This window comes from Actinoplanes sp. NPDC051537 (assembly GCF_055586105.1).
In genome coordinates, this window is the sequence record NZ_JBVJIU010000018.1 from 43441 (window position 1) to 64483 (window position 21043).

Annotated in this window: 19 protein-coding genes; 10 read left to right on the plus strand and 9 right to left on the minus strand. The window is 70.6% G+C overall.

The annotated features are described in order from the left end of the window. Window positions 1-16 precede the first annotated feature (16 nt). Complete coding sequence (locus tag ACZ6TB_RS36640) at window positions 17-2344, minus strand: ATP-binding protein (RefSeq protein ID WP_465562474.1); 2328 nt, start codon at window positions 2342-2344, stop codon at window positions 17-19. Between the two features lie 42 nt (window positions 2345-2386). Then, window positions 2387-2803 carry an RpiB/LacA/LacB family sugar-phosphate isomerase gene (locus ACZ6TB_RS36645; RefSeq protein WP_465562476.1) on the minus strand — a complete coding sequence of 139 codons (417 nt, stop codon included), beginning with the start codon at window positions 2801-2803 and terminating at the stop codon, window positions 2387-2389. Between the two features lie 128 nt (window positions 2804-2931). Between ACZ6TB_RS36645 and ACZ6TB_RS36650 the strand changes: the two genes are divergently transcribed. Beyond that, window positions 2932-3603 (plus strand): DNA alkylation repair protein, encoded by a 672-nt coding sequence (locus ACZ6TB_RS36650; protein ID WP_465562477.1) that lies wholly within the window; start codon window positions 2932-2934, stop codon window positions 3601-3603. Here ACZ6TB_RS36650 and ACZ6TB_RS36655 read toward each other — a convergent pair. Then, window positions 3569-4195 (minus strand): TetR/AcrR family transcriptional regulator, encoded by a 627-nt coding sequence (locus ACZ6TB_RS36655; protein WP_465562479.1) that lies wholly within the window; start codon window positions 4193-4195, stop codon window positions 3569-3571. The genes ACZ6TB_RS36650 and ACZ6TB_RS36655 overlap by 35 nt on opposite strands. Window positions 4196-4287: 92 nt before the next feature. Here ACZ6TB_RS36655 and ACZ6TB_RS36660 point away from each other — a divergent pair, with 92 nt between their 5' ends. The 6 genes from ACZ6TB_RS36660 (at window position 4288) to ACZ6TB_RS36685 (ending at window position 12101) form a co-directional block, all read left to right on the plus strand. Then, window positions 4288-5085 (plus strand): SDR family NAD(P)-dependent oxidoreductase, encoded by a 798-nt coding sequence (locus tag ACZ6TB_RS36660; protein WP_465562480.1) that lies wholly within the window; start codon window positions 4288-4290, stop codon window positions 5083-5085. Between the two features lies 1 nt (window position 5086). Beyond that, window positions 5087-6214: a DUF5938 domain-containing protein gene (locus ACZ6TB_RS36665; RefSeq protein ID WP_465562482.1), complete on the plus strand. Its 1128-nt coding sequence runs from the start codon at window positions 5087-5089 to the stop codon at window positions 6212-6214. Between the two features lie 3 nt (window positions 6215-6217). Further along, window positions 6218-7753 (plus strand): acyl-CoA synthetase, encoded by a 1536-nt coding sequence (locus tag ACZ6TB_RS36670; RefSeq protein ID WP_465562484.1) that lies wholly within the window; start codon window positions 6218-6220, stop codon window positions 7751-7753. 11 nt (window positions 7754-7764) lie between these two features. Further along, entirely contained in the window at window positions 7765-8163 is a 399-nt protein-coding gene (locus ACZ6TB_RS36675; protein ID WP_465562486.1) for a hypothetical protein, read from the plus strand. Window positions 8164-8190: 27 nt separating this feature from the next. Further along, entirely contained in the window at window positions 8191-8649 is a 459-nt protein-coding gene (locus ACZ6TB_RS36680; RefSeq protein ID WP_465562487.1) for a hypothetical protein, read from the plus strand. A gap of 740 nt (window positions 8650-9389) precedes the next feature. After that, window positions 9390-12101, plus strand: coding sequence for a M14 family zinc carboxypeptidase (locus ACZ6TB_RS36685; RefSeq protein WP_465562489.1), 2712 nt, complete (start codon window positions 9390-9392; stop codon window positions 12099-12101). A 37-nt stretch (window positions 12102-12138) separates the two neighbouring features. Here ACZ6TB_RS36685 and ACZ6TB_RS36690 read toward each other — a convergent pair whose 3' ends face one another. Next, window positions 12139-12633, minus strand: coding sequence for a VOC family protein (locus ACZ6TB_RS36690; protein ID WP_465562492.1), 495 nt, complete (start codon window positions 12631-12633; stop codon window positions 12139-12141). 54 nt (window positions 12634-12687) lie between these two features. On the opposite strand from ACZ6TB_RS36690, the gene ACZ6TB_RS36695 reads away from it, so the two are divergent. Beyond that, a complete protein-coding gene (locus tag ACZ6TB_RS36695; RefSeq protein ID WP_465562494.1) occupies window positions 12688-13731 on the plus strand; it encodes a LacI family DNA-binding transcriptional regulator in 1044 nt (347 codons plus the stop codon). Window positions 13732-13746: 15 nt separating this feature from the next. On the opposite strand, the gene ACZ6TB_RS36700 is transcribed toward ACZ6TB_RS36695, so the two are convergent. The 5 genes from ACZ6TB_RS36700 to ACZ6TB_RS36720 all read right to left on the minus strand — a co-directional run bounded on the left by ACZ6TB_RS36700 (window position 13747) and on the right by ACZ6TB_RS36720 (window position 19874). Beyond that, the gene (locus tag ACZ6TB_RS36700) at window positions 13747-15561 is read right to left on the minus strand and encodes a glycoside hydrolase family 127 protein (RefSeq protein ID WP_465562496.1); all 1815 of its coding nucleotides are present in this window, start codon (window positions 15559-15561) and stop codon (window positions 13747-13749) included. Then, the gene (locus ACZ6TB_RS36705) at window positions 15558-16442 is read right to left on the minus strand and encodes a carbohydrate ABC transporter permease (RefSeq protein ID WP_465562498.1); all 885 of its coding nucleotides are present in this window, start codon (window positions 16440-16442) and stop codon (window positions 15558-15560) included. Before ACZ6TB_RS36705 ends, ACZ6TB_RS36700 begins: the two co-directional genes overlap by 4 nt. Next, window positions 16439-17317 carry a carbohydrate ABC transporter permease gene (locus ACZ6TB_RS36710; protein WP_465562500.1) on the minus strand — a complete coding sequence of 293 codons (879 nt, stop codon included), beginning with the start codon at window positions 17315-17317 and terminating at the stop codon, window positions 16439-16441. Before ACZ6TB_RS36710 ends, ACZ6TB_RS36705 begins: the two co-directional genes overlap by 4 nt. A gap of 15 nt (window positions 17318-17332) precedes the next feature. After that, window positions 17333-18607, minus strand: coding sequence for an ABC transporter substrate-binding protein (locus ACZ6TB_RS36715; RefSeq protein ID WP_465562502.1), 1275 nt, complete (start codon window positions 18605-18607; stop codon window positions 17333-17335). A 124-nt stretch (window positions 18608-18731) separates the two neighbouring features. Beyond that, complete coding sequence (locus ACZ6TB_RS36720; RefSeq protein WP_465562504.1) at window positions 18732-19874, minus strand: DUF1996 domain-containing protein; 1143 nt, start codon at window positions 19872-19874, stop codon at window positions 18732-18734. 122 nt (window positions 19875-19996) lie between these two features. Between ACZ6TB_RS36720 and ACZ6TB_RS36725 the strand changes: the two genes are divergently transcribed. Next, a complete protein-coding gene (locus ACZ6TB_RS36725) occupies window positions 19997-20227 on the plus strand; it encodes a TM2 domain-containing protein (protein ID WP_465562505.1) in 231 nt (76 codons plus the stop codon). A 69-nt stretch (window positions 20228-20296) separates the two neighbouring features. Then, window positions 20297-21043: a class I SAM-dependent methyltransferase gene (locus ACZ6TB_RS36730; protein ID WP_465562506.1), complete on the plus strand. Its 747-nt coding sequence runs from the start codon at window positions 20297-20299 to the stop codon at window positions 21041-21043.

Sequence of the window (21043 nt, forward strand, 5' to 3'; positions counted from 1 at the left end):
GGCCTGGGCTGCGCTTCTACGCCGATGGGACGCCGTTGCGGGCGTGTCCCGGGACGGGACGGGACACCCGGGCCAGGCCGTCCCGCGCCGCCTCGGCCAGGTAGGCGAGGTCGTGCGCGGTGGCGATCCGCAGGGCCGCCTCGAACTGCGCCGCCGCCGCGTCCGGGTCTCCGACGGCGAGACAGGCTTCCGCGTAGGGGATGAGGCTCCGCACCATCCGATGTGGCTCCCCGGTCCGTTCCAGAATGCGCACCGCCTCGGCGTTGGTGGTCGCCGCCTCCGCGGCGCGACCGAGGTGGCACAGGGCGACGGCGGCGTCGGTGAGACTGGCCGCCTCGAAGATCGGATGGCGGCTCGCCCGGTTGAGCGCGACGGCCCGTTCGGCGAGGTCGAGGGCCTCCCCGGCGTCGCCCCGGCCCAGCGCCGCCCGGCCGAGCACGTCGAGGCACATGCGCTCGGCCTGCCGGTCCAGGCCGCGGGCGGCGCCCAGCACGGCGGACACCACCTCGCGGGCCTCGTCGTGCCGGCCCAGCTGCACCAGCGCCTGGCCCAGGCTGGTGTGCACCCGTACGCCGGTGGCCGCCTCGCCGGGCGGCAGCAGCGCCGCCGCCCGGCGCAGGAGCTCGGCGGCGACCGCGGCGTCGCCCGTATACAGCCGGATCTCGGCCAGCTGGAGCAGGGCGATGGCCTCGCTGACGACGTCGCCCTCGGCGGCCATCAGCGTGCGGGCCGCCTCGAGCTGCGGCGCCGCCTCCGCCAGCCGGCCGATCCGCATCAGCGTCGCGCCCAGCAGGTACCGGTGCGAGGCGAGCAGGCGGCGGTCGCCGAGCCGTTCGGCGGCGGGCATGCTGGCCTCCAGCCCGCGGCGCAGCAGCGCGGTGCCGCCGCGACGCGCGTGCGAGATCGAGGCGAGCTGCCCGAGGCCGACCGCCGTGGCGTCGATGCGCAGCTCCACCGCGAGCGCGAAGGTCGCGGTGAGATTGGCCCACTCGGTGGTCATCCAGTCGACGGCGGCGTCGTAGCCGGCGAAGCGGGGCAGCGCGGGCGGCGGCTCCGACACGATCACCGGCAACGGGATGACGATCTCGACGAGCTCCTTCACGGCCAGCATGCCGGCCAGGTAGTAGTCGCCGAGCCGGGCGATCGCCGGCACCGGACCGGCCGCGGCGTCCTCGGACCGGGCGACCTGCCGCAGCAGATCGTGCATCCGGTAACGGCCCGCCGCCGGCTCCTGGATCAGATGCACATCGACGAGGTCTTCCAGCAGCGAACGGGCGTTCGGCAGCGGAATTCCGGCAAGAGCGGCTGCGGCGTACGCGTCGATGTCCTCCCCCGGCACGAGACCGAGCAGCCCGAACATGCGCCGCTGGGCCGGGTCGAGCTGGCGCAGCGACATCGCGAACACGTCCGAGACCGCGAGATCGCCCTCCCGCAGCCGTTCCACCAGCGTGTCGAGGGTCCAGGCGGGCCGGTGCCGCAGCCGCGCGGCGGCCACCCGGATGGCCAGCGGCAGGTTCCCGCACCGGCGCAGCACCTCGCCGACATCGCCGGGCCGGGTCCTGCCCGCCGACTCGACGAACAGCTCCGCCGCCTCCTCGGCCGGCAGGACGTCGAGCGAGATCGGCCGCACCGCCTCGAGCTCGACCATCCGTCGGCGGCTGGTGATCACGACGAAGCTCGGACCGGCGCCGGGCAGCAGATCGCGCACGTGGCCGGCGTCGGACGCGTTGTCCAGCAACACGATCGCGCGCCGCGCCACCAGCTCCGACCGCCACAGCGCGGCCCGCTCGGCGACCTCGTCCGGGATGCGGCCGGGCGGCAGCCCGAGGGCGGACAACAGGATGCGCAGCGCGTCCGCGGGCTCGACCCGCTCCCGGCCCGGGGTGAACCCGTGCAGGTCGAGGTACAGCTGGCCGTCGGGGAAGTCCGGGGTCAGCCGGTGGGCGGCGTGCACGGCCAGCGCCGACTTGCCGACCCCGCCCATGCCGTCGATCGCCACCACCGACGTGCTCCGCGCGGCGCCGAGCAGGACGTCCAGCTCCGCCTTGCGCCCGGTGAAGGCGGTGATGTCGTGCGGCAGGTCGTTGCGCGCCGGCGACGCGGCCGGCCCGCTCGCCGCGGCCGGTCCCTCCTTGGCCCGCTCCCACACCTCGCGCAGGGGCCGGGGATCGCGGCCGGCGGCCTTGCACAGCGCCACCACCGTCGGCCAGGGCGGGACGGCCTGGCCGGAGAAGTAGCGGGACAGCGAGGAGCTGCTGACGTGGATGTCGCGGGCGAGCTCGCGGAGGCTCCGCCCGGTCAGGTCGCGCAGCTGTCGCAGCAACTCCGCCAAATCGTCGCGCAATTCGTCCGCCCTTTCCGGTTCAGCAGACGATCCTAGGGCGCGTCAGGTCTGTTCGATGGCCGCGATGTTCGCCGCCTCGTCCGGGTCGGGCGCGGAGGTGCCGAGGAACGCGCGCAGCACCTCGACCGCCACGTCCGGCGCGAGCCGCTTGAGGCTCATGGCCAGCACGTTCGCGTCGTTCCAGAGCCGGGCGCCGCGGGCGATCCAGGGGTCCCAGGCGACCGCCGCCCGCACGCCGGGCACCTTGTTGGCCGCGATCGCCGTGCCGGTGCCGGTCCAGCACATCACCACCCCGTAGTCGGCCCGCCCGTCGACCACGGCCCGCCCGACGAACCGGCCGAGATCGGGCCAGCTCTCCGCCGCCTCGGCCCGAACGATCTCGTGGCCGCCACCGATCAGGGCGGCGAGCACCGCCCGGGTGGTCTCGTTCTCGTCGTCGCTGGCGAACGCAACCCGCATGCCGAAAGCCTAAGCCGGGTTGGAGCCCTGCGAGTCGGGGAGGCCGGGCCGCGGCATTGCTCCGCATGGTCCAGCGCCGCCCACTCCCGCACGCGAAAGATCATGGCACGGCGTCTAGTGTCGGTCGCATGGCCGGGGCGACGGTGACCGAGGTGATGGCCGAGCTGGCGGCGCTCGAGGACGCCAAGGCGCGGGCCGTGAACGAGCGGCACGGGGACGATCACGGGGTCAACCTCGGCAAGCTGCGCGCCATCGCCAAACGGCTCAAGACGGACCAGGAGCTGGCGCTCGGGTTGTGGGCGACGGGCGACACGGCGGCGCGGCTGCTGGCGTTGCTGATCTGCCGGCCGCGGGCGTTCGGGCGGGACGAGCTGGACGCCATGCTGCGCGAGGCGCGGACACCGAAGGTGCGGGACTGGCTGGTCGGCTATGTGGCCAAGAAGAGTCCGTACGCCGAGGAGCTTCGCCTGGCCTGGATCGGCGACCCCGATCCGGTGGTGGCGAGTGCCGGGTGGGCGTTGACCACCGAACGCGTGGCGCGGAAGCCCGAGGGTCTCGACCTGGCGGGGCTGCTCGACGTGATCGAGGCCGAGATGAAGCCGGCGCCGGGTCCGCTGCAATGGGCGATGAACCACTGCCTCGCCCAGATCGGGATCGAGCACGCCGGGCACCGCGCCCGTGCCTTGGCGATCGGCGAGCGGCTCGAGGTGCTCAAGGACTATCCGACGCCGCCGAACTGCACGTCGCCCTATGCGCCGGTGTGGATCACCGAGATGGTGCGGCGGAAGCAGGGCGCGTGATCATCAGTGGCAGGACGGCGCGGACCTGACCGGCCAGGCCGCCCAGGACCGGCTCGCCGCCGGCGGTGTAGGCCAGCAGCGCCTGCTGGAACAGGCCGTCGAGCATGCCGTACGCGGCCGCCGAGTTGACCGACGCCGGGCGGCCGGACAGGGCGGCGTAGCGGTCGATGACCCGCCAGATCATCGCCTCCAGCGCGGCGTCGATCTCGGTGATGGGCTCGCGCAACGCGCTCTCGAACATGCTCTGCGTGCGCAGGTCGTACCAGAGGCGGTGCATCGGCGCCTCCTCGCGGATGGTCTCGGCCAGCTTCGCCGCGAACGCCTCGACCAGGCCCTCGGCCGAGGTCGAGTCGCGCACGACGGCGTCGTAGCGGGTGACGCAGCGCGCCTTGTAGTAGCGGACGCTGTAGATGACCAGCTCGAGCTTGTCCTGGAAGTAGTAGTGCACGACGCCGTGGCTGAACGGCGAGTTGCCGGCGATCTCGCGGAGGCTGGCCCGCGCGTACCCCATCTCGCCGAGCGTGAGCAGCGCGCTCTCGGCGAGTTCGTCGCGGCGGCGGTCGAACTTGTCGACCGGTCGTGTCGGGGTCACGTCCCCCATCGTACGAGCTTGACAAGCGTCCAAAGATTTCTTGACAACTGTCAAGCAGAGGCATGTGATGTAGGTCTCTCGAAGGAGCTGCCATGGCACAGATCGATCTCACCGGGCGCCGCGCCCTCGTCACCGGCGGCGCCCAGGGCCTGGGCGAGGGCATGGCCCGCGCGCTCGCGGCCGCCGGCGCGAAAGTCGTCGTCGCCGATCTCCAGGACGACCTCGGCCCCAAGGTCGCCGAGTCACTGGGTGACGGGAGCGGCTTCGTGCACCTCGACGTCACCGACGACGGCAACTGGGCGACCGCCGTCGAGCAGGCGATCGCGATCCTGGGCGGGCTCGACATCGTGGTGAACAACGCCGGTGTCGAGATCACCAGCCTGATCGTCGACCTCGACCCGGCCGCCGTACGCAAGATGCTCGACGTCAACCTGCTCGGCACCGCGCTCGGCATCAAGCACGCATTCCGGGCGATGCGTCCGGGCGGCCCGGCGAACCCGAAAGGCGGCGTCGTCATCAACGTGGCCTCGGTCGCGGCCACCATCGCGTTCCCCGGCATCGCGATCTACTCGGCCACCAAGTCCGGCGTCGACCGGCTGACCCGGGTGGCCGCCATGGAGTCCGGCAAGCTCGGTTACGGCGTACGGGTGAATTGCATCTATCCCGGTCTTGTCCCCACCGCGATGGGCGCCGGTCTCGCCAACGATGTCGCCCGGCTGGGGTTGTTCGGATCGCCCGAGGAAGCGGTCGGCGCCGTGGTCGAGCTGACCCCGTCCGGCCGGTTGGGCGAGGTCGGCGACATGGCCGACGCCGTGGTGTTCCTCGCCTCCGACGCGGCCCGGTTCATCAACGGCGTGGGCCTGCCGGTCGACGGCGGAATGGGGATGTGAGATGGCCGCCAAGCCCGTCGTCGTCTACGGCGCCTCCGGCTACACCGGCCGGCTGATCTGCGAGTACCTGCGCGAGTACAACGTGCCGTTCGTCGCCGCCGGCCGCGACGCCGGCAAGCTCAAGCAGTCGATGCAGGAGAACGTGGCCGGCATCGAGACCGCCGACTACGAGATCGTCGAGGTCGGCCACGACGTCGAGGCGCTGACCGAGCTGTTCGCGGGATCGAGCGTCGTCTGCAACACGGTCGGACCGTTCAGCGTGTACGGGCCGGAGGTCGTCGAGGCCTGCCTGGCGGCCGGGGTGCACTACCTCGACACCACCGGCGAGCAGGACTGGATGATCACCTGCGACGAGAAGCACGGCGCCGACTTCGCCGCGGCCGGCCTGCTGCTGGCGCCCGGCATCGCGCAGATGTACACCACCGGCGAGATCGCGGCCGAGCTCTGCCTGGAGAAGCCCGGACTGGACACGCTGGACATCGCGGTGTTCTGGGGCGGGAGCCCGACGATCGCGTCCACGCTGACGATCCTGGTCAACGCGGCGACCTCGGGCGCGTACCGGCTCGAGCAGAACCGTTACGAGGCCTGGGACCCGGAGGCCGGCCTCTACCAGCTGGTGCTCCCCGGTCAGCACGAGCTGGCCCTGGCGCTGCCGTGGGGCGGCACCTCGCACCCGGTCTGGTACCGCAACGACCCGCGGGTGGCCAACGTCAAGGTGCTCGGCGGCGTCTTCAACCGGGCGTTGATGAACGGCGTGCCGCAGATCGTGGCGGCGGCCGTCGAGGCGACCAAGGACATGCAACCGGATGAGAGGTACGCGGCGCTCACCGCGACGGCGGCGCAGGTGATGAACCAGATGCCACCCCGGGAGAACCCGCGTCTGAACAAGTCGGTCGACTCCGTGCACGCCTCGGGCCCGCTCGGCCGGGCGCACTGCGTCATCTACGGCAACTCGAACTACAAGCAGACCGGCCTGATGCAGGCGTACGCCGCGTACCACCTGCTCCAGCGGCCGCCGCGGCGAGTCGGCTTCGCCTCCGGCTGCCAGGCCTTCGGCCACCGCGAGCTGCTCGGCGTGCTGGAGAGCTTCGGCCTGGTCCGCGAGCCGACGGTCACGGTCGAGCGCTGAGTCATGCGGCTCGTCGACTACCTGGACAAGGGCGCGTCGCTCGACCCGGACGCGCCCTGTCTCACCACGGACGGTGCGACTCGAACGTATGCCGAGGTGCGGCAGCTCAGCTTCCGCATCGCGGCAGCGCTGGCCGCCCGGGGAATCGTTCCCGGAGAGCGGGTGGCGGTGCTCTCCGGGAACGACCCGACGGCCTTCACGTGCGTCTTCGGCATCAGCCGGGCCGGCGCGGTGTGGTGCCCGATCAACCCCCGCAACGAGGCGTACGAGAACCGCGAGCTCCTGGCGCTGTTCGGTTGCACGGCGCTGATCTACCAGGAGTCGTTCGCCCCGCTGGTCGACAAGATCCGCGCTTCTTTGCCCGGGCTGAAGACGCTGGTGTGCCTCTCCGACCTCGACGATTTTCTGACCTCCGCGGGTGCCGACGTCGATCTTCCCGCCGTGGACGACCTGGCCATGATCGTCGGCACCGGCGGGACGACCGGGCGGCCCAAGGGCGTCGAGCTGACCGGGGACAACCTGCTCGCCATGACGGCCATCACGCTGATGAGCTACCCCTGGGCGGATCGGCCGGTCTATCTGGCGCTCGCCCCGCTCACCCACGCCGCCGGGGTGCTCTGTTTCCCCGTACTGGCGAAGGGGGGTGAGATCGTCATCATGCGCAAGCCCGACGTCGCCGCGTTCGTCGCGCTGATCGAGCGGCACCGGGTGACGCACACCTTCCTGCCGCCGACCCTGATCTACATGGTCCTCGCGCACCCCGCGCTGGACGAGGCCGATCTGTCGTCGCTGCGCTGCTTCTGGTACGGCGCGGCGCCGATGTCCGCGACCCGGCTCGAGGAGGCGTTGCGGCGGCTCGGCCCGATGGCGCAGCTGTTCGGCCAGACCGAGGCGCCGATGATGATCTCGACGATGGCGCCGGCCGACCACTACCTGCCCGACGGCAGCGTCGCGCGGCATCGCCTGTCGTCGGCCGGCCGCCCGTCGCCGCTGGTCACCGTGGCCATCATGGGACCGGACGGCGCGCTGCTGCCGCGCGGCGCGACCGGCGAGATCGTGTGCCGCGGCGCGCTGGTGATGCGCGGCTACCACGGCGATCCGGCGGCGACCGCGGCCGCCTCGGCGCACGGCTGGCACCACACCGGCGACATCGGCTACCTCGACGACGAGAACTATCTGTTCATCGTGGACCGGGCCAAGGACATGGTCATCACCGGCGGCTTCAACGTCTACTCGACCGAGGTCGAGCAGGCCCTCATGCAGCACCCGGCGATCCAGGACTGCGCGGTGATCGGCCTGCCCGACGACAAATGGGGCGAACGGCTGACCGCCATCATCCAGCTGCGCGCGGGCGCGACGGCCGACAAGGAGGAGGTCGCCGCGTTCGTGAAGGCGCGGATCGGCAGCGTGAAGACCCCGAAGCAGATCGAGATCTGGAACGACCTGCCGCGCTCGAAGGTCGGCAAGGTCCTGAAGTCCGACTTGCGTGCCCGGCTGACCGAGCCTACCGTCTCTAAAGAACGTACTAACGGTCTTTAGAGGAGGTCGCAATGATTCGACCATCCGCCGTGGTGGCCGCCTTCGCCGCCGCCACCGGGGCGCTCGCCGCCACACCCGCCCAGGCCGCGCGCGCCGACACCACGCCACCGTCCGCGCCGTACATCCTGTACGCGTCCGGCCTGTGCTGGGCCGCCGGCCCGTACCCGCTCACGATCGGGATCCAGCGCGCGACCGACAACGCGACGGCCCAGGCCGCCCTCACCTACCAGGTCTTCGCCGACGGCGTCCTGCTCGGCACGCTGCGCGACACCGGCACGGAGTCGGGCGTGTGGGGCACCCTGCACTTCCCGCACGGCGGCCCCCAGACCGTGACGTCCCGAGCGGTCGACGCGGCCGGCAACCGCTCGGCGCCCAGCAACGCCGACGTCATCACGACCTACCACTGCTGAGAGACACCACTTGCTAGCTTCGGCGATGTGAGCGGTCGGCCGAGGGCACCGCACGGTGGAACCGGGGAAGGCGCGGCGAAGCTGGGCCACGGCCGCCACATCCGCTCGCGCCCGATCGCGGCGGGCAGCATCGCCGAGGCGCACGAAGCGATCGCGGCGATCACGTGGGCGAGCCGGCCACGCACGGTTGCCGCCTCCGGCGAGTTCCGGTCCGACTTTCCGCGCGGCGCCGAGTTCGCCGGAGGCGACGACGGCTTCACGGCGCGGGCGGCCGAGGCCTATCGGCGCATCCGCAACAGCCCCGGCGACACGGCACGCGTCGCCGCGAACACCGGGATCGACCCTCGGATCGTCGAGGCATGCGCCAGAATCTGTTCGTCCAGCAGCACGACGTGGCCCTCGGCCCTGGGCAGGTCGAACGTGGATATTTCACGCCGGACGACGGCATCGTCGACCTTTGGGACGGCGCCACGCACGGGACGCTGAGCCCGACCCGCATAGCCGAGTTCCGCAACCTCGCCGCCCACGAGTACGTCGAGAACAAGCTGATGGAGGCCGACGTCCCCTACCGTTCGGCCCATCCCGACTCCTACGACGCCGACGGCGACCACGTGCTCCACCCCGACCATCCCAGCGCACACGATCTGGCGCCCAACGAATGGCGACCCGAGGCGCCCCTAAGGAGTACTTCCGCCGCGCGGCCCGCTGGGCCGCCGCGTACGAGTGCGACGCGCCGCTCCCCTTCTTCGACATCGCCGCGTGCGTCGACCCTGGTGTCCGGGCCGACGAAGCCGTCGTGGACGAGTTGCTCCGGAAGGCGGAGGGCGGCGGCCGGAATGTCGCCCGGATCGTGCCGTTCATTTTGCAGTGGACTGCCCTGCGCGCCACGCCGGGTGTCGGGCTTCCCGGCGAACTGGACGATCCGTACGAGCCGCTGGTTCTGCTCTTCGAGCGCGGCGGCGGGTTCCACATCGAGAACGGAGCGGTCGACCTCGAGTGGAAGTCGGTGCGCATGGCCGGATGGCGCGACCCGCGCCGGGGACTCCCCGATGGCCGGCTTCGACTCGGCCGCGCTGGACGAGATCGACCGGGCCGGTTCGCTCGCTCAACTCGGCCGGATCATGGGATCCGCGGAGCAACAACAGTAGATACATTGATCGCGTCAAATTTCCCGGACTTGGAACGGGGACGCGATGCGATTTACGGAAATAACGTCCAGAACCGCAATGACTGTCGTCCTGACGGCGGCCCTCACGCCACTTCTGACGGCGAGCCCGGCCAGCGCCGGGTCGTGCAGCACCGATCCGTCCTATCTGGGCTCGGTCCCGAGCCCGGAAAGCTACCTCGGCTTTCCGCTCGGGGCCGGCCAGCAGCGGGTCGTCACCAACACCGAGATTCGCGACTATCTGGGCGCGGTGGATCAGGCCTCCGACCGCGTCGTCACCGGGACCATGGGCACCAGCGTGCTCGGTCAGCCGCTGCGGTACGCGGTGGTCTCCGGCAAGCGGGTGAGCCGCGGCACGCTCGACGCGATCCGCGCATTGAGGGATCCGCGCACGCTCAGCGCGGGGCAGGCGCGCCGGATCGCCAAGGACGGGCCGGCCATCGTGTGGATCGCCGGCAATGTGCACGGCGGGGAGACGAGCGGCGCCGACGCCTCGCTCAAGACGTTGTACGAGCTGGCGGCCGGCCTTTCGTGCGCCGTTCGCGAACGCAACGACAACCTGGTCACCGTCATTCTGCCGACCCAGAATCCGGACGGCCGGGACGCCGCCCGGCGGCAGAACGAGTTCGGCTTCGACCTCAACCGGGACTGGTTCGCGCGTACCCAGCCGGAGACCGACAGCAAGCTCGAGCTGCTCCGGCAGTATCCGCCGCAGGTCTTCATCGACGCGCACGAAATGGGCGGCCGGCGCTATTTCTTCCCGCCCAACGCCGACCCGATCCATCACGAGATCGCCGATCAGCCGGTCGACTGGATCAACCGGATCGGCGAGGCGAACAAGGCCGCGTTCGGCTACAACGGCGCCTGCACCGAGACGAACAACACCGAGTGCTACTTCAACTACGACACCTATGACCTGTTCTACATGGGATACGGCGACACCGTTCCGGCCACCGGATTCGGGGCGGCCGGCATGACGTACGAGAAAGGCAGCGCCTCCGCCGTCGAGGATCGGGTCCAGCAGCAGTTCAACACGCAGTGGGCGACGCTGGGCTGGGCATCGGCCAACAAGCGCGAGGTGCTGACCGGCTACTACCAGATCTGGGCCGATGCGCTGGCCGAGGGCCGGGCCGGCGCGCTCGAGCCGAACGAGGTGGTCCAGCCCGAGAACGAGGTCCAGTTCCCGGTTCCGGACATCAAAATCAGGTCGTATTTCCTGATGCCGGGCCGGCAGCTCGGCGACGTGCGCCGGCTGGTCGAGCGGCTGCGCAAGATGGACGTCGAGGTCTACGAGGTCAAGAAGCCGCTCACCGTGCGGCACGCGCGCATTTTCGGCGGCCGCACCGGAAACAACGTCACGGTGCCGGCCGGCGCCTACTGGATCCCGATGGACCAGCCGCAGAAACACTGGATCCAGGCGACCCTGGGCGAGGACCCCTACGTCCCGTTCCCCTACTTCTACGACGTGTCCTCGTGGAGCAATCCGCTATTGATGGGCATCGACACGATTTACACCGGCGACGACGTTCACCCACGCGCCGACCGGGTCAAATTCATAACCGGCGGCCGTACGGGATCAGCACCGCGAACCGGCTCGTACACCTATCCCCTGGATTCGGCCTCGGCCGCCCAGCTGACCTTCCAGCTGCTGAGCCAGGGCACCGCCGTGACCCGCGACGCCGGCCGCGCCGAGGTGCCGGCCACCAGCGTGACGCCGGCCGTCGATCGGCTCGCCCGGTCGCTCGGCGTGTCGCTGACCCCGCATCGCCGGCCGTCACCGGGCGAGAAGCTCGTCCGGCCCGACGTCGGCCTGTTCCGCGGCACCGGCGTCTCGACCACATCCGGCTCCTACGGCGAGGCCCGCTACGTGCTCGGTCAGCGCTGGGGCCTCGACCTGACGCCCGTCACCACGGCCGACATCAACGACAACACGCCCGCGTTCACCGGCCGTACGGTGCTGCTCGTGCCCGACGGCAGCAGCGCGACCGGCGGTCTGACCGCGAGCGGCCAGGCCAACCTGCGGAACTGGATCGCCCAGGGCCACACGTACGTCGGACTGCGCAACGAGGGCACCCGGGTGGCCCGGTCCGCCGGGCTGACCTCCACCACCGAGAAGGCCAAGCCGGACGACTACCTGGTGATCGGCTCGCACCTGCGGGTCGACGTCGACCCGAGCAGCCCGGTCGCGCTGGGCCGCCCGGCCGAGGACTTCGAGTTCAACAACGACGACCCGATCCTCAACCCGAGCACCACCGGCACCAACGTCCTGACCTACCCGGCCGGCGACACGTTCTGGCACAACGGCTACACCGTGGACGCCGACACCCTCCGGGGGACGGCGGTCGTGGTGGACGAGCCGACCGGCGCCGGGCGCGCGGTGCTGTTCGCGTACAACCCGCTGTTCCGCGCCTACAACGAGAGCGGCCTGCAACTGGTGGCCAACGCGCTGCTGACCCCGGCGGCGTCGCCGGCGCCGCTGCGCACGCTCGGCGCCGATCCGGCCCGCGCGGCCGCGGCGGCCGAGCCGGCTCCGGCCAACCTCGGCGGCGAGTGGCGTCCCGGTCGCATCCGGGTGGCGGCGGCCGACGCCGACCGTACGCGGCAGATCGTCGCCCGGTACACGAGCACGGCCACGATCTCGGTCGTGGGCGACTCGGCGTACCTGACGATTCCGAACCCGCAGGGTCTCGCGTTCGACGAGCACCCGTTCCTGCGGGACCTGGTGAGTGACCTGCGCGCGGCACGCATCCCGTTGCGTTCCGTCGTGGGCTGAGCAGTTCCGGCCGGGGCCGCGAGGCCCCGGCCGGCGCTTACAGCACCTTGGCGCCGTACATCTCGCCGAGCGGATCGGCGAGCAGCTCCAGGCGCGCGCCGTCGGGGTCGCGGAAGTAGATCGACGTCCCGCTCTCCTCCTCGTACGGCACGTTCGCGGCGCCGAGCCGGTCCCGCAGATGCCGCCATTGCTCCGGCGTCACCGAGATGGCGAGGTGGTGCAGCCCGCCGAGGACTTCCGCGTACGGGCCGAGGTCGAGACCCGGCAGATCGAAGAACGCCAGCAGATTGCCGTTGCCGATGTCGAAGAAGAAGTGGTTCGAGCCCGGGTAGTCGCGGTTCTCGAAGATCTCGGTCAGCGGGAACTCGAGCACCCCCTGGTAGAACTCGATGGTCCGCCGCACATCGGAGCAGATGAGCGCGAAATGGTGCAGGCCGCGGGCGCTCGTCGGCGGCCGCCCGGGCGCGGGGTGAAGGTAGTCGTCACGGATGCGGTCACGCTCGGCCGCGATGGCTTCGAGATCAATCGTCATGGCCGTTCCTCCCGACGCAATCGTATGCGCGCATACCGGTGTAGGCTCGCGCCGATGCCGAATCACGCGCGCCCGGTGATCACCATGCGCGACATCGCGGCCGCGTCCGGGGTCTCGCAGAGCACCGTGTCGCGCGTGCTCAACAACGCGCCGACCCGGGTGCCGATCGCGGCCGAGACCCGCGAGCGGGTGATCGAGGCGGCCCGTCACCTCGGCTACCGGCCCAACCCACTGGCCCGCGGCCTGCGCGGCGCGTCGACGAACCTGATCGGGGCCGTGGTCCGCGACTTCAGCGACGTCTTCTACGCCGGCGTCATCGAGTCGCTGGTGGTCGAGTCGATGGCCCACGGCTACAACGTGGTGCTCGGCCACGTCCACGGCCAGGTCGGCGAGGGCGCCCCGCTCACCACCGTGCTCGAGACGCGGCACACCGACGCGATCATCTTGCTCGGCGACATGCGGGCCTATCCGGAACTGCTCGCCGACCTGCGCGACTCGCCGGTGCCGGTGGTCGGGCTGTGGCAGGGCACGAGCCCGCTCGACTTCCCGGCGGCCAACCCCGACGACCGCGCGGGCGTGCAGGCCGGGCTCGAGCATCTGGCGTCGCTCGGGCATCGGCGGATCGGTTTCCTGAGCGCGGAGCTGCCCAACGAATACCGGATCCGCGAGGACGCGTACGTCGATTTCATGCGCGAGCGGTTCGGCGGGGTGCCCGACGGGTACCTGCAACGCTGCCCCGGCACCCTGGACGGCGGCGAGTCGGCGCTGACCGCCTTGATGAGCCGCCCCGAGCCGCCGACGGCGGTGGCCGCGTCGACCGACCTGGTCGGCGTGGGCGCGTTGCACGCCGCGCACGGCCTCGGCATCCCGGTGCCCGCCGGCCTGTCGGTGGTCGGCTTCGACGACATCCTCATCGCCGCCCACACCGTCCCCGCCCTCACGACCCTCCGGATGCCGATCGCCGAGATCGTCGGCTGGGGCGTGTCCCGCGCGGTGGCCCTGGCCAAGGACCCGTCCGGTGTTCACGACCCCGCCACCGCCGAGTTCCCGCTGCACCTGATCGTCCGCGGCTCGACCGCCCCGCCTCCGCAACCCTGATCCGCACGGCCCTGATCAGCGCGGTATCCAGACGCGCATACCGCCGGCGCCGCGGTTTCCCCAGGCGAAGTACGGAATCGCGCCGGCCGAACCGCCGCCGGACACCGGGACGGTGACGCCGACCATCGACTCGGCGAGGTCGGGTCGAGGCGCCGACCGCAGCGGCCGGCCCGGATCCCAGGAGAGCTCCTCGATCTCGGTCAGCGGCGGGGCGTCCGCCGCCTCGACGCAGTAGACGAGCGGGCCGCGTTCGACCGCCACGCAGCCGCGCACGGCGTCGACGCGGGGGTCGGGCTCGGTGATCCGGGGCGGCAGGTCGAGGCTCAGCTCGACGACGTCGCCGGGCTGCCAGCGCCGGTGCCGCTTCACCACGCCGGCGTCGACCGCGAGCGTGCCGTCCGGGCTGGTCAGGGTGGCCGACCGGCACCATCGGGGCACGCGCAGGGACAGGGTCCACGGCTCGGCCGGCGTTTCCACGAAGCGGACCGTGACGCGGCCGTCCCACGGGTAGCCGGTGCGCACCTCGAGGCGGGTCCGGTCGGAGGCGACGTCGGCCGACGCGTACTGGTGAATCTGGATGCCGCTCTCGTCGTACGTCGCCAGATATTGCGGCCAGGAGCTCAGCATGCGCATCAGGTTGGGTGGGCAGCAGGCGCAGCGATACCAGGCCCGTCGCTCGCCGGCGCCGCCCGGCGCGCGATGCGTGCGCCGCTGCAGGGGGTTGGTGTAGAAGAAGCGCGTCCCGTCGAGCGAGAGCCCGGGCAGCACGCCGTTGAACATGGTCCGCTCGATCGCGTCGGCGTAACCGACCTCGCCGGTCGCCAGCAGCAGCCGCCAGGCCAGCATCACGCTCGCGATCGCCGCGCAGGTCTCCGCGTACGCGCGATCGGGCGGCAGCTCGAACGGGTCGCCGAACGCCTCGTCGCGATGCCGGCTGCCGAGGCCGCCGGTCAGGTACGCGCGGGTGCGCATCATGTCGTCCCAGCGGCGGCGCACGGCGGCCAGCAGCCGGTCGTCCCCGAGCTCGACGGCGACGTCCACGGCGCCGCAGTCCAGGTAGAGCTGCCGGACCGCATGACCGGCGACCGAGGCGGCATCCCGTACCGGCTCATGGTCCTGGAAGTAGGTCGCGCCGAAGCGCTCCGCCCCGGCGAGCGTCCCCCGGCCACGCAGCTCGAGCATCCGGGCGGCCGTCGCCAGATGGCTCCGGTCGCCGGTCACCCGGGTGAGCTCCACGAGCGCCATCTCGATGCCGGGATGGCCGTCGATCAGCCCGGGCGGCACGTGCGCGGCGGCGCGGACCGCGATCGACAGCAGCCGGTCGTCGTCCAGCGCGCGGTGCCACGCCACCGCGGCCTGGATCAGGTGGCCGAGGCAGTACAGCTCGTGACCCCAGGACAGATCGCGGTACGGCTCGCCGCCGCTGACCACCTGGACGTAGCTGTTCAGGTAACCGTCGGGGCGCTGGGCCGCGGCGACGATCCCGATCACCTCGTCCGCCGCCTCGGCCAGGCCGTCGTCGGGCCGGCGGGCCAGCTCCCACCCGACCGCCTCGAGCCACTTGTACACATCGGAGTCGAGGAACGGCAGGGTGCCGCCGACCGAATCGGCCGAGGCGCGGTACTCCCCCGCCGAGTTCCCCGCCTTTTCGGCGGCCAGGCGGAGGTTGTTCAGGGTGCCGGCCGACCGCAGCTGGTCGAGGCCGTGCGGGATGGTGCGTTCGCGGTTGATCCGGATCCGGTCGCCCCAGAACCCGCCCACGAGCGAGACCTGCGGCGCGTCGAACGGGGAGAATCGGGCCCGGGAGGGCTGGACGACGACGACGCTCATTTCACGGCTCCGCTCATCAGGCCGGCCATGTAGTACCGCTGAAGCAACAGGTAGACGAGCACGCACGGGAGGATCGAGATGGTGACGCCGGCCTGGAGCATTCCCCAGTCGGTGCCGCCGAGGCTGGTCTCGGTGCGCGCGGTCGCGAGGATCACGGGCAGGGTGAACTTGGCGCTCGAGCTCATCATCACCAGCGCGCCGAGGAACTCGTTCCAGGACGTGATGAAGGCGAACAGCGTGACGGTGACGACGGCCGGCACGGTGGGCGGGATGAAGATCCGCCAGAGCGTCTGCAGCGACCCGGCGCCGTCCATGACCGCGGCCTCCTCGAGCTCGCGCGGCACCGCGGCGAAGCTGTTGCGCAGGATGTAGAGGCTGAACGGCAGCTGGATCGTGGTGTGCAGGACGGCCAGCCCGACCAGCGAGTTGGTCAGGCCGATCTTGGCGAACATCAGGAACATCGGGGTCAGCAGCGCCTGGTACGGCACGATCAGCGAGAGCAGGAGCACCACGAAGATCAGCTCCTTGCCCGGAATCGGAAACCGGGCGAGGGCGTACGCGGCGGGCACCGTGAGCGCCAGCGTGAACAGGATCGTGAGGACGGCCGTACCGAAACTGTTGCCCAGGTAGGTCAGCAGTCCCTCCTGGTAGTCCCACAGGCGCCGGTAGCTGTCCAGGCTGAACCCGTGCGGCAGGTACGTCGGCGGGGTGGCGGCGGCCTCGGCCGTCGGCTTGATCGAGGCCAGCACCGAGTAGAGCAACGGCAGCAGCATGACCACGCCGATCGCCACACAGCCGGCCGCCACCAGATAGCCGGCGCGCCGGACCGGCATGCCCCTCGTGGCGGCCCGGATCCGCGCCCGTTCCAGCGTCGCCGTCACGACTCGCTCCGGCGGGTCAGCACGAGCTGCACGATCGTGAACGCCAGGATCGTCACGGCGAGCATCAGCGACAGGGCGGCGCCGTAGCCGAGCTTCAGGTACGGGAACGAGTTCAGGTAGACGAAGAAGACCGAGGTCGCCGTCTCGTTCTGCGGCTGCCCGGCGGTCATGATGTAGAACTGGTCGAACGCCAGCAGCGAGCCGATGACGCTGACCAGGGTGACGAGCAGGACGGTGCGCATGGTGAGCGGCAGAACGACCCGCCCGATCCGCTGCCAGTAGCCGGCGCCGTCGACCAGGCTCGCCTCGGTGATCTCGGTCGGCACGGCCTGGATCGCGCCGACGAACAGGATCATCCCGAAGCCGATCACCTTCCAGACCACCGAGGTGCTGATCGCGAAGTTCGACGTGCCGGCGTCCACCCCGAGCCAGAGCACCGGGTGGTCGACGATGCCGAGGTCGAGCAGGATCCGGTTGATGACGCCGAAATTCGTGCTGAACAGCCAGTACCACAGCAGGCTCGAGACGCCGAGCCCGATGACGACCGGGACGAAGATGACCGTACGGGCAAATGCTCGTGCCCTTGATTTCGGCGCCGTCAGCAACGCCAGCAGGTAGCCCCCGACGATGAGCACGGGCGTGATGAAGACCGTGTATTTCAGCGTGAACAGGAACGACACCCAGAACTGCCGGTCGCCGAACGCCTGCCGGTAGTTGTCGAGCCCGATGAACCGGGGCTCGGTGATGAGCGACCAGTCGTGCAGCGACATCCACATCATCCGGCCCAGCGGATAGACCGTGAACGCCAGCACGAACGCGAGCGCCGGCGCCACGTAGGCCAGCCCGATGTACCGATTTCTGCGGGTGCGCTGCACGACTGTCCCCCTCACTCAGGATTTCGCTGCGATCTCCTTCATGGACTTCTTCGCGTCGGCGATGACCGCGTCGAGGTCGTCGTCGCTGTAGTAGGCGCGCTGGAGCATCTTGAGCCAGGGCCCCTGCGGCGAGTTGATCTGCTCGAAGAACGTGAGCGTGTACGGCGTGCGGCCGACGGTCAGCGCCTTGGCCACGTCCTGGACCAGCGGCTCGGACTTGAAGTACTTGTTGTCGACCATGTCGCTGCGCGTCGTCAGGTTCAGCGCCTTCGCGTACACCTCGACCTGCACCTCGTCGGAGAGCAGGAACTTCATGAAGTTGACCGCGTCGTTGACCCGCTTGCTGCCCTTGGGCACCACCACGAGGTCACCGCCGATGAACGAGGCGTTCTTCCCCGGCTCCATGCCGGGCAGCAGGGCGATGCCGAACTTCATCGACGGGTTCTGCTGGCGGGCGAGCGTGATGTTGAAGTTGCCGGTGCCCATCATGCCGACCTTGCCCGACCCGAACTGGAGGTGGAACGTCTCGCCGTTCTCGGTGCGGTCGCCGGCGTGCACGTTGCCGGCCTTGACCATGTCCCGCTCGAACTGGAGCACCTGCTTGACGCCGTCGCCGACGAGCGGCTCGTCGCCGGGGCCGGCCGCCTCGATCTTCGCGCCCGAGGCCCACATCAGCGGCCCGACCGTGAAGATGTTGCAGCCCGCGCAGTTGCCCGGCAGGTAGTAGCCCTTGATGTCGCCGCCGAGTGCGGTGATCTTGTCGGCGTCGGCCCGCAGCTCGGGCAGGCTGGTCGGCGGCTTCTCCGGATCGAGGCCGGCCTTCTTGAAGAGATCCTTGTTGTAGAACAGCGCGGAGACGTCGGCGTAGAGCGGGACGCCGTAGAGCCGCTTCTCGTAGGTCGCGACCGTCATGTGCCCCTTGCTGGCGGTCGCCAGCTCGGGCCAGCTCGAGATCCGGTCGGTCAGGTCGACGAGCTGCTGCGCCTTCTCGAACTGCGGCGCGTAGATGAGGTCCATCCCCATCAGATCCGGGACCTGACCGGACGCGATGCCCTGCGCGATCTTGCCGACCATCTCGGTGTGCGGGATGTAGGTCAGCTTGACCTTGCAGTCGGGATTCTTGGTGTTCCACGCCGCGACCAGCATGTCCACCATTTCCTTGTTGCCGCCCGAACGCTCCCACATGGTGAGCTCGCCCTTCGAGGCGCAGCTCGTCGTGGCCGCCACGTTCTGGCCGACCGTGGAATCCGGTGAATCAGCCCCCTGCGAGCAGCCCGCGACCACGATCACGGCCGTGACTGTAAGGAGGGACATCCTTCTCATCCGCGTGCCTCCCGTCTTCCGGTTGCCGGGGACGGTATCGCGACCGCATACGTTTGCATACATACGTTTGCGGCGGATGGAAAAACTCCTATTAGCGGAGATAGCCGTCGTTGTCGCAGGTGCGGCGCTGGACGACACAGTCCTTCGTGCGCTTGTTCATGGCGTCGGCGTCCCACACCAGGAACGCGTCGCCATGCATCGACGAGGCGCTCTTGCCGACCGGGTCCGAGGACAGGTAGTAGCCCTGCGTCGTGCCCCTCACCCCGTACTGGATGTCGAAGGTGAGCGCCGGGATCCGCACCGGATGATCGGCCGGGCAGCCCTTCTCCCTTGCGAAGGCGACGTGGTCCTTGTGGTTGGGGCTGTCCAGGTGCTTGCCGTCCCAGCAGTCCGGGAACTGGAGCATGAAATGCAGGGTGGCGGGCTCGCCGCAGATCGGCCAGTTGCCGTTGGCGCTGCGCGCGATGCCGTCGAGGTCGCCCGGGCCGTAGAAGGCGCAATAGAACTGGCCCTGGGCGCCGCGCGGGGTCGGCGTCTTCTTCTTGGCGTCGCCGGCGATCATCCGCAGTCCCGTGGGGATCGGCATCACGTCCGCCGAGCTGCCGCGGAGCGATCGGTAGTAGACGCGGAAGCCGGTGGTCTCGACCGGTTTCTTGGTGGCGGCGTCGTAGAGGGTCGGCACCCAGTACGAGGAATGGTCGACGCCGGGCTTGCAGGTGGAAGCGGTGAACCTGGTCAGGTCCGCGGCGGTGGTGTCGGCGTCGACCGCCTTGTTGCCGACGAAGGAATGCATGTGCGAGGCGCCCGGCAGGCCCGGGAAGACGATCGGGTCGTCGGCGCGGCGGTGGCTGTAGGTGCAGTCGGCGCGGAACTCCGGGAGATTGCCCACTCCGGACGGGACCGGGTCGATTTTGCGCGCCTTGAAGGCTGCTACCTGCTTTTGCCAGGCCGCCTTGTCGACGGGGATCCAGCCGTTGGTCTCCTTTTCGGCCGGCTTGCTCGCGGCCGGGCTCGCGGCCGGGCTCGCGGCCGGGCTCGCGGCCGGGCTCGCGGCCGGGCTCGCGGCTGGACTCGCTGCCGGGCTCGCTGCCGGATTTGTCGCCTCAGCGGCTTTTGCGGTCGCGGCCGTCGGCGGCTCCGGATTGCTCGCGGCCGGGTGCGCGCACGCCCCCGCCCCGGCGAGCAGAAGAACGACCAATGCACTGCCCCAGAAGGGCTTCGCGGTGTTGGACACCCTTGGGAGACCGCCGCTTCCGCCCGCCATAACACAAACAACCAGCGATCTTGCCAACGCCCGCGGCGGCTCGCTATCGTGCATCGCTTTCGACGCATCTCAAAATAGGGAGACCCGACATAATGACCGCCACCCAGACCGCCGCCACCGGCTCGAAGTCCTGGATCGCCGCGCTGCTGATCTGCTTCTTCCTGGGCTCGCTCGGCATCCACCGCTTCTACGTCGGCAAGGTCGGCACCGGCATCCTGATGCTGATCACCTTCGGTGGCCTCGGCGTCTGGACCCTGATCGACTTCATCACGATCGCCGTCGGCAAGTTCTCCGACAAGCAGGGCCAGGCCCTCGCCCGCTGACCCGCGTCTCGCCGGGCGTCCCCGCGTTCGGGGGCGCCCGGTTGTCGTTTGCCCTGTTAGCGTGCGTCGATGGAGCGGGTCGACTACGACGCGAGACAGCACGCGGTCTACGCCACCGGGCGGGCCATGCCCGACGACATGCGCGAGGCCTGGGCCCGGGTGTTCGCCTCCTGGGCGCCGCCCGCGCGGCCGCTGACGGTTCTCGACCTCGGCTCGGGCACCGGGCGGTTCACGCCCACGCTGGCCGGCACGTTCGGCGGGCCCGTCTACGGCGTCGAGCCGTCGGCGCGGATGCGGGAGCAGGCCGCCGCGCACCCGCGGGTCGCATACCTGGCCGGCAGCGCCGAAGCGATCCCGCTGCCGGACCGATGCTGCGATCTCGTGCTGATGTTCCTGATGTTCCACCACGTCGTGGATCGGCCGGCCGCGGTGGCCGAGATCCGGCGGGTGCTGCGGCCGGGCGGGCGGGTCCTGCTGCGCAGCACCTTCGCCGACCGCATGCCCGATCTGCGGTGGCACGACTTCATCCCGGCGGCGCGGCCGGTCGAGCAACGGATGTTTCCCACCCTGACCGAGGTGGTACGCCTTTTCGAGGCGGAGGGCTTGTCGATGGTGGCGATCGACCGGGTACGCGAGACGTTCGCCCCGAGTCTGGCCTCTTACGCGGCTCGGATGCGGCTGCGGCCGATCTCCACCTTCGAGCACCTCGCCGAGGACGACATCGTCCGCGGGCTCGCCGCCCTGGACCGCGCCGCCGAGGCGGAGACGATCCCCGAGCCGGTGACCGCCGAGGTCGACCTGCTCGTCCTCGGGTAG

Coding starts and splice junctions, on each gene's coding strand:
- ACZ6TB_RS36685 (WP_465562489.1), top strand. CDS start 9,390: ATGACTGTCGTCCTGACGGCGGCCCTCACGCCACTTCTGACGGCGAGC.
- ACZ6TB_RS36695 (WP_465562494.1), top strand. CDS start 12,688: ATGCCGAATCACGCGCGCCCGGTGATCACCATGCGCGACATCGCGGCC.
- ACZ6TB_RS36725 (WP_465562505.1), top strand. CDS start 19,997: ATGACCGCCACCCAGACCGCCGCCACCGGCTCGAAGTCCTGGATCGCC.
- ACZ6TB_RS36675 (WP_465562486.1), top strand. CDS start 7,765: ATGATTCGACCATCCGCCGTGGTGGCCGCCTTCGCCGCCGCCACCGGG.
- ACZ6TB_RS36670 (WP_465562484.1), top strand. CDS start 6,218: ATGCGGCTCGTCGACTACCTGGACAAGGGCGCGTCGCTCGACCCGGAC.
- ACZ6TB_RS36645 (WP_465562476.1), bottom strand. CDS start 2,803: ATGCGGGTTGCGTTCGCCAGCGACGACGAGAACGAGACCACCCGGGCG.
- ACZ6TB_RS36700 (WP_465562496.1), bottom strand. CDS start 15,561: ATGAGCGTCGTCGTCGTCCAGCCCTCCCGGGCCCGATTCTCCCCGTTC.
- ACZ6TB_RS36650 (WP_465562477.1), top strand. CDS start 2,932: ATGGCCGGGGCGACGGTGACCGAGGTGATGGCCGAGCTGGCGGCGCTC.
- ACZ6TB_RS36660 (WP_465562480.1), top strand. CDS start 4,288: ATGGCACAGATCGATCTCACCGGGCGCCGCGCCCTCGTCACCGGCGGC.
- ACZ6TB_RS36690 (WP_465562492.1), bottom strand. CDS start 12,633: ATGACGATTGATCTCGAAGCCATCGCGGCCGAGCGTGACCGCATCCGT.
- ACZ6TB_RS36730 (WP_465562506.1), top strand. CDS start 20,297: ATGGAGCGGGTCGACTACGACGCGAGACAGCACGCGGTCTACGCCACC.
- ACZ6TB_RS36665 (WP_465562482.1), top strand. CDS start 5,087: ATGGCCGCCAAGCCCGTCGTCGTCTACGGCGCCTCCGGCTACACCGGC.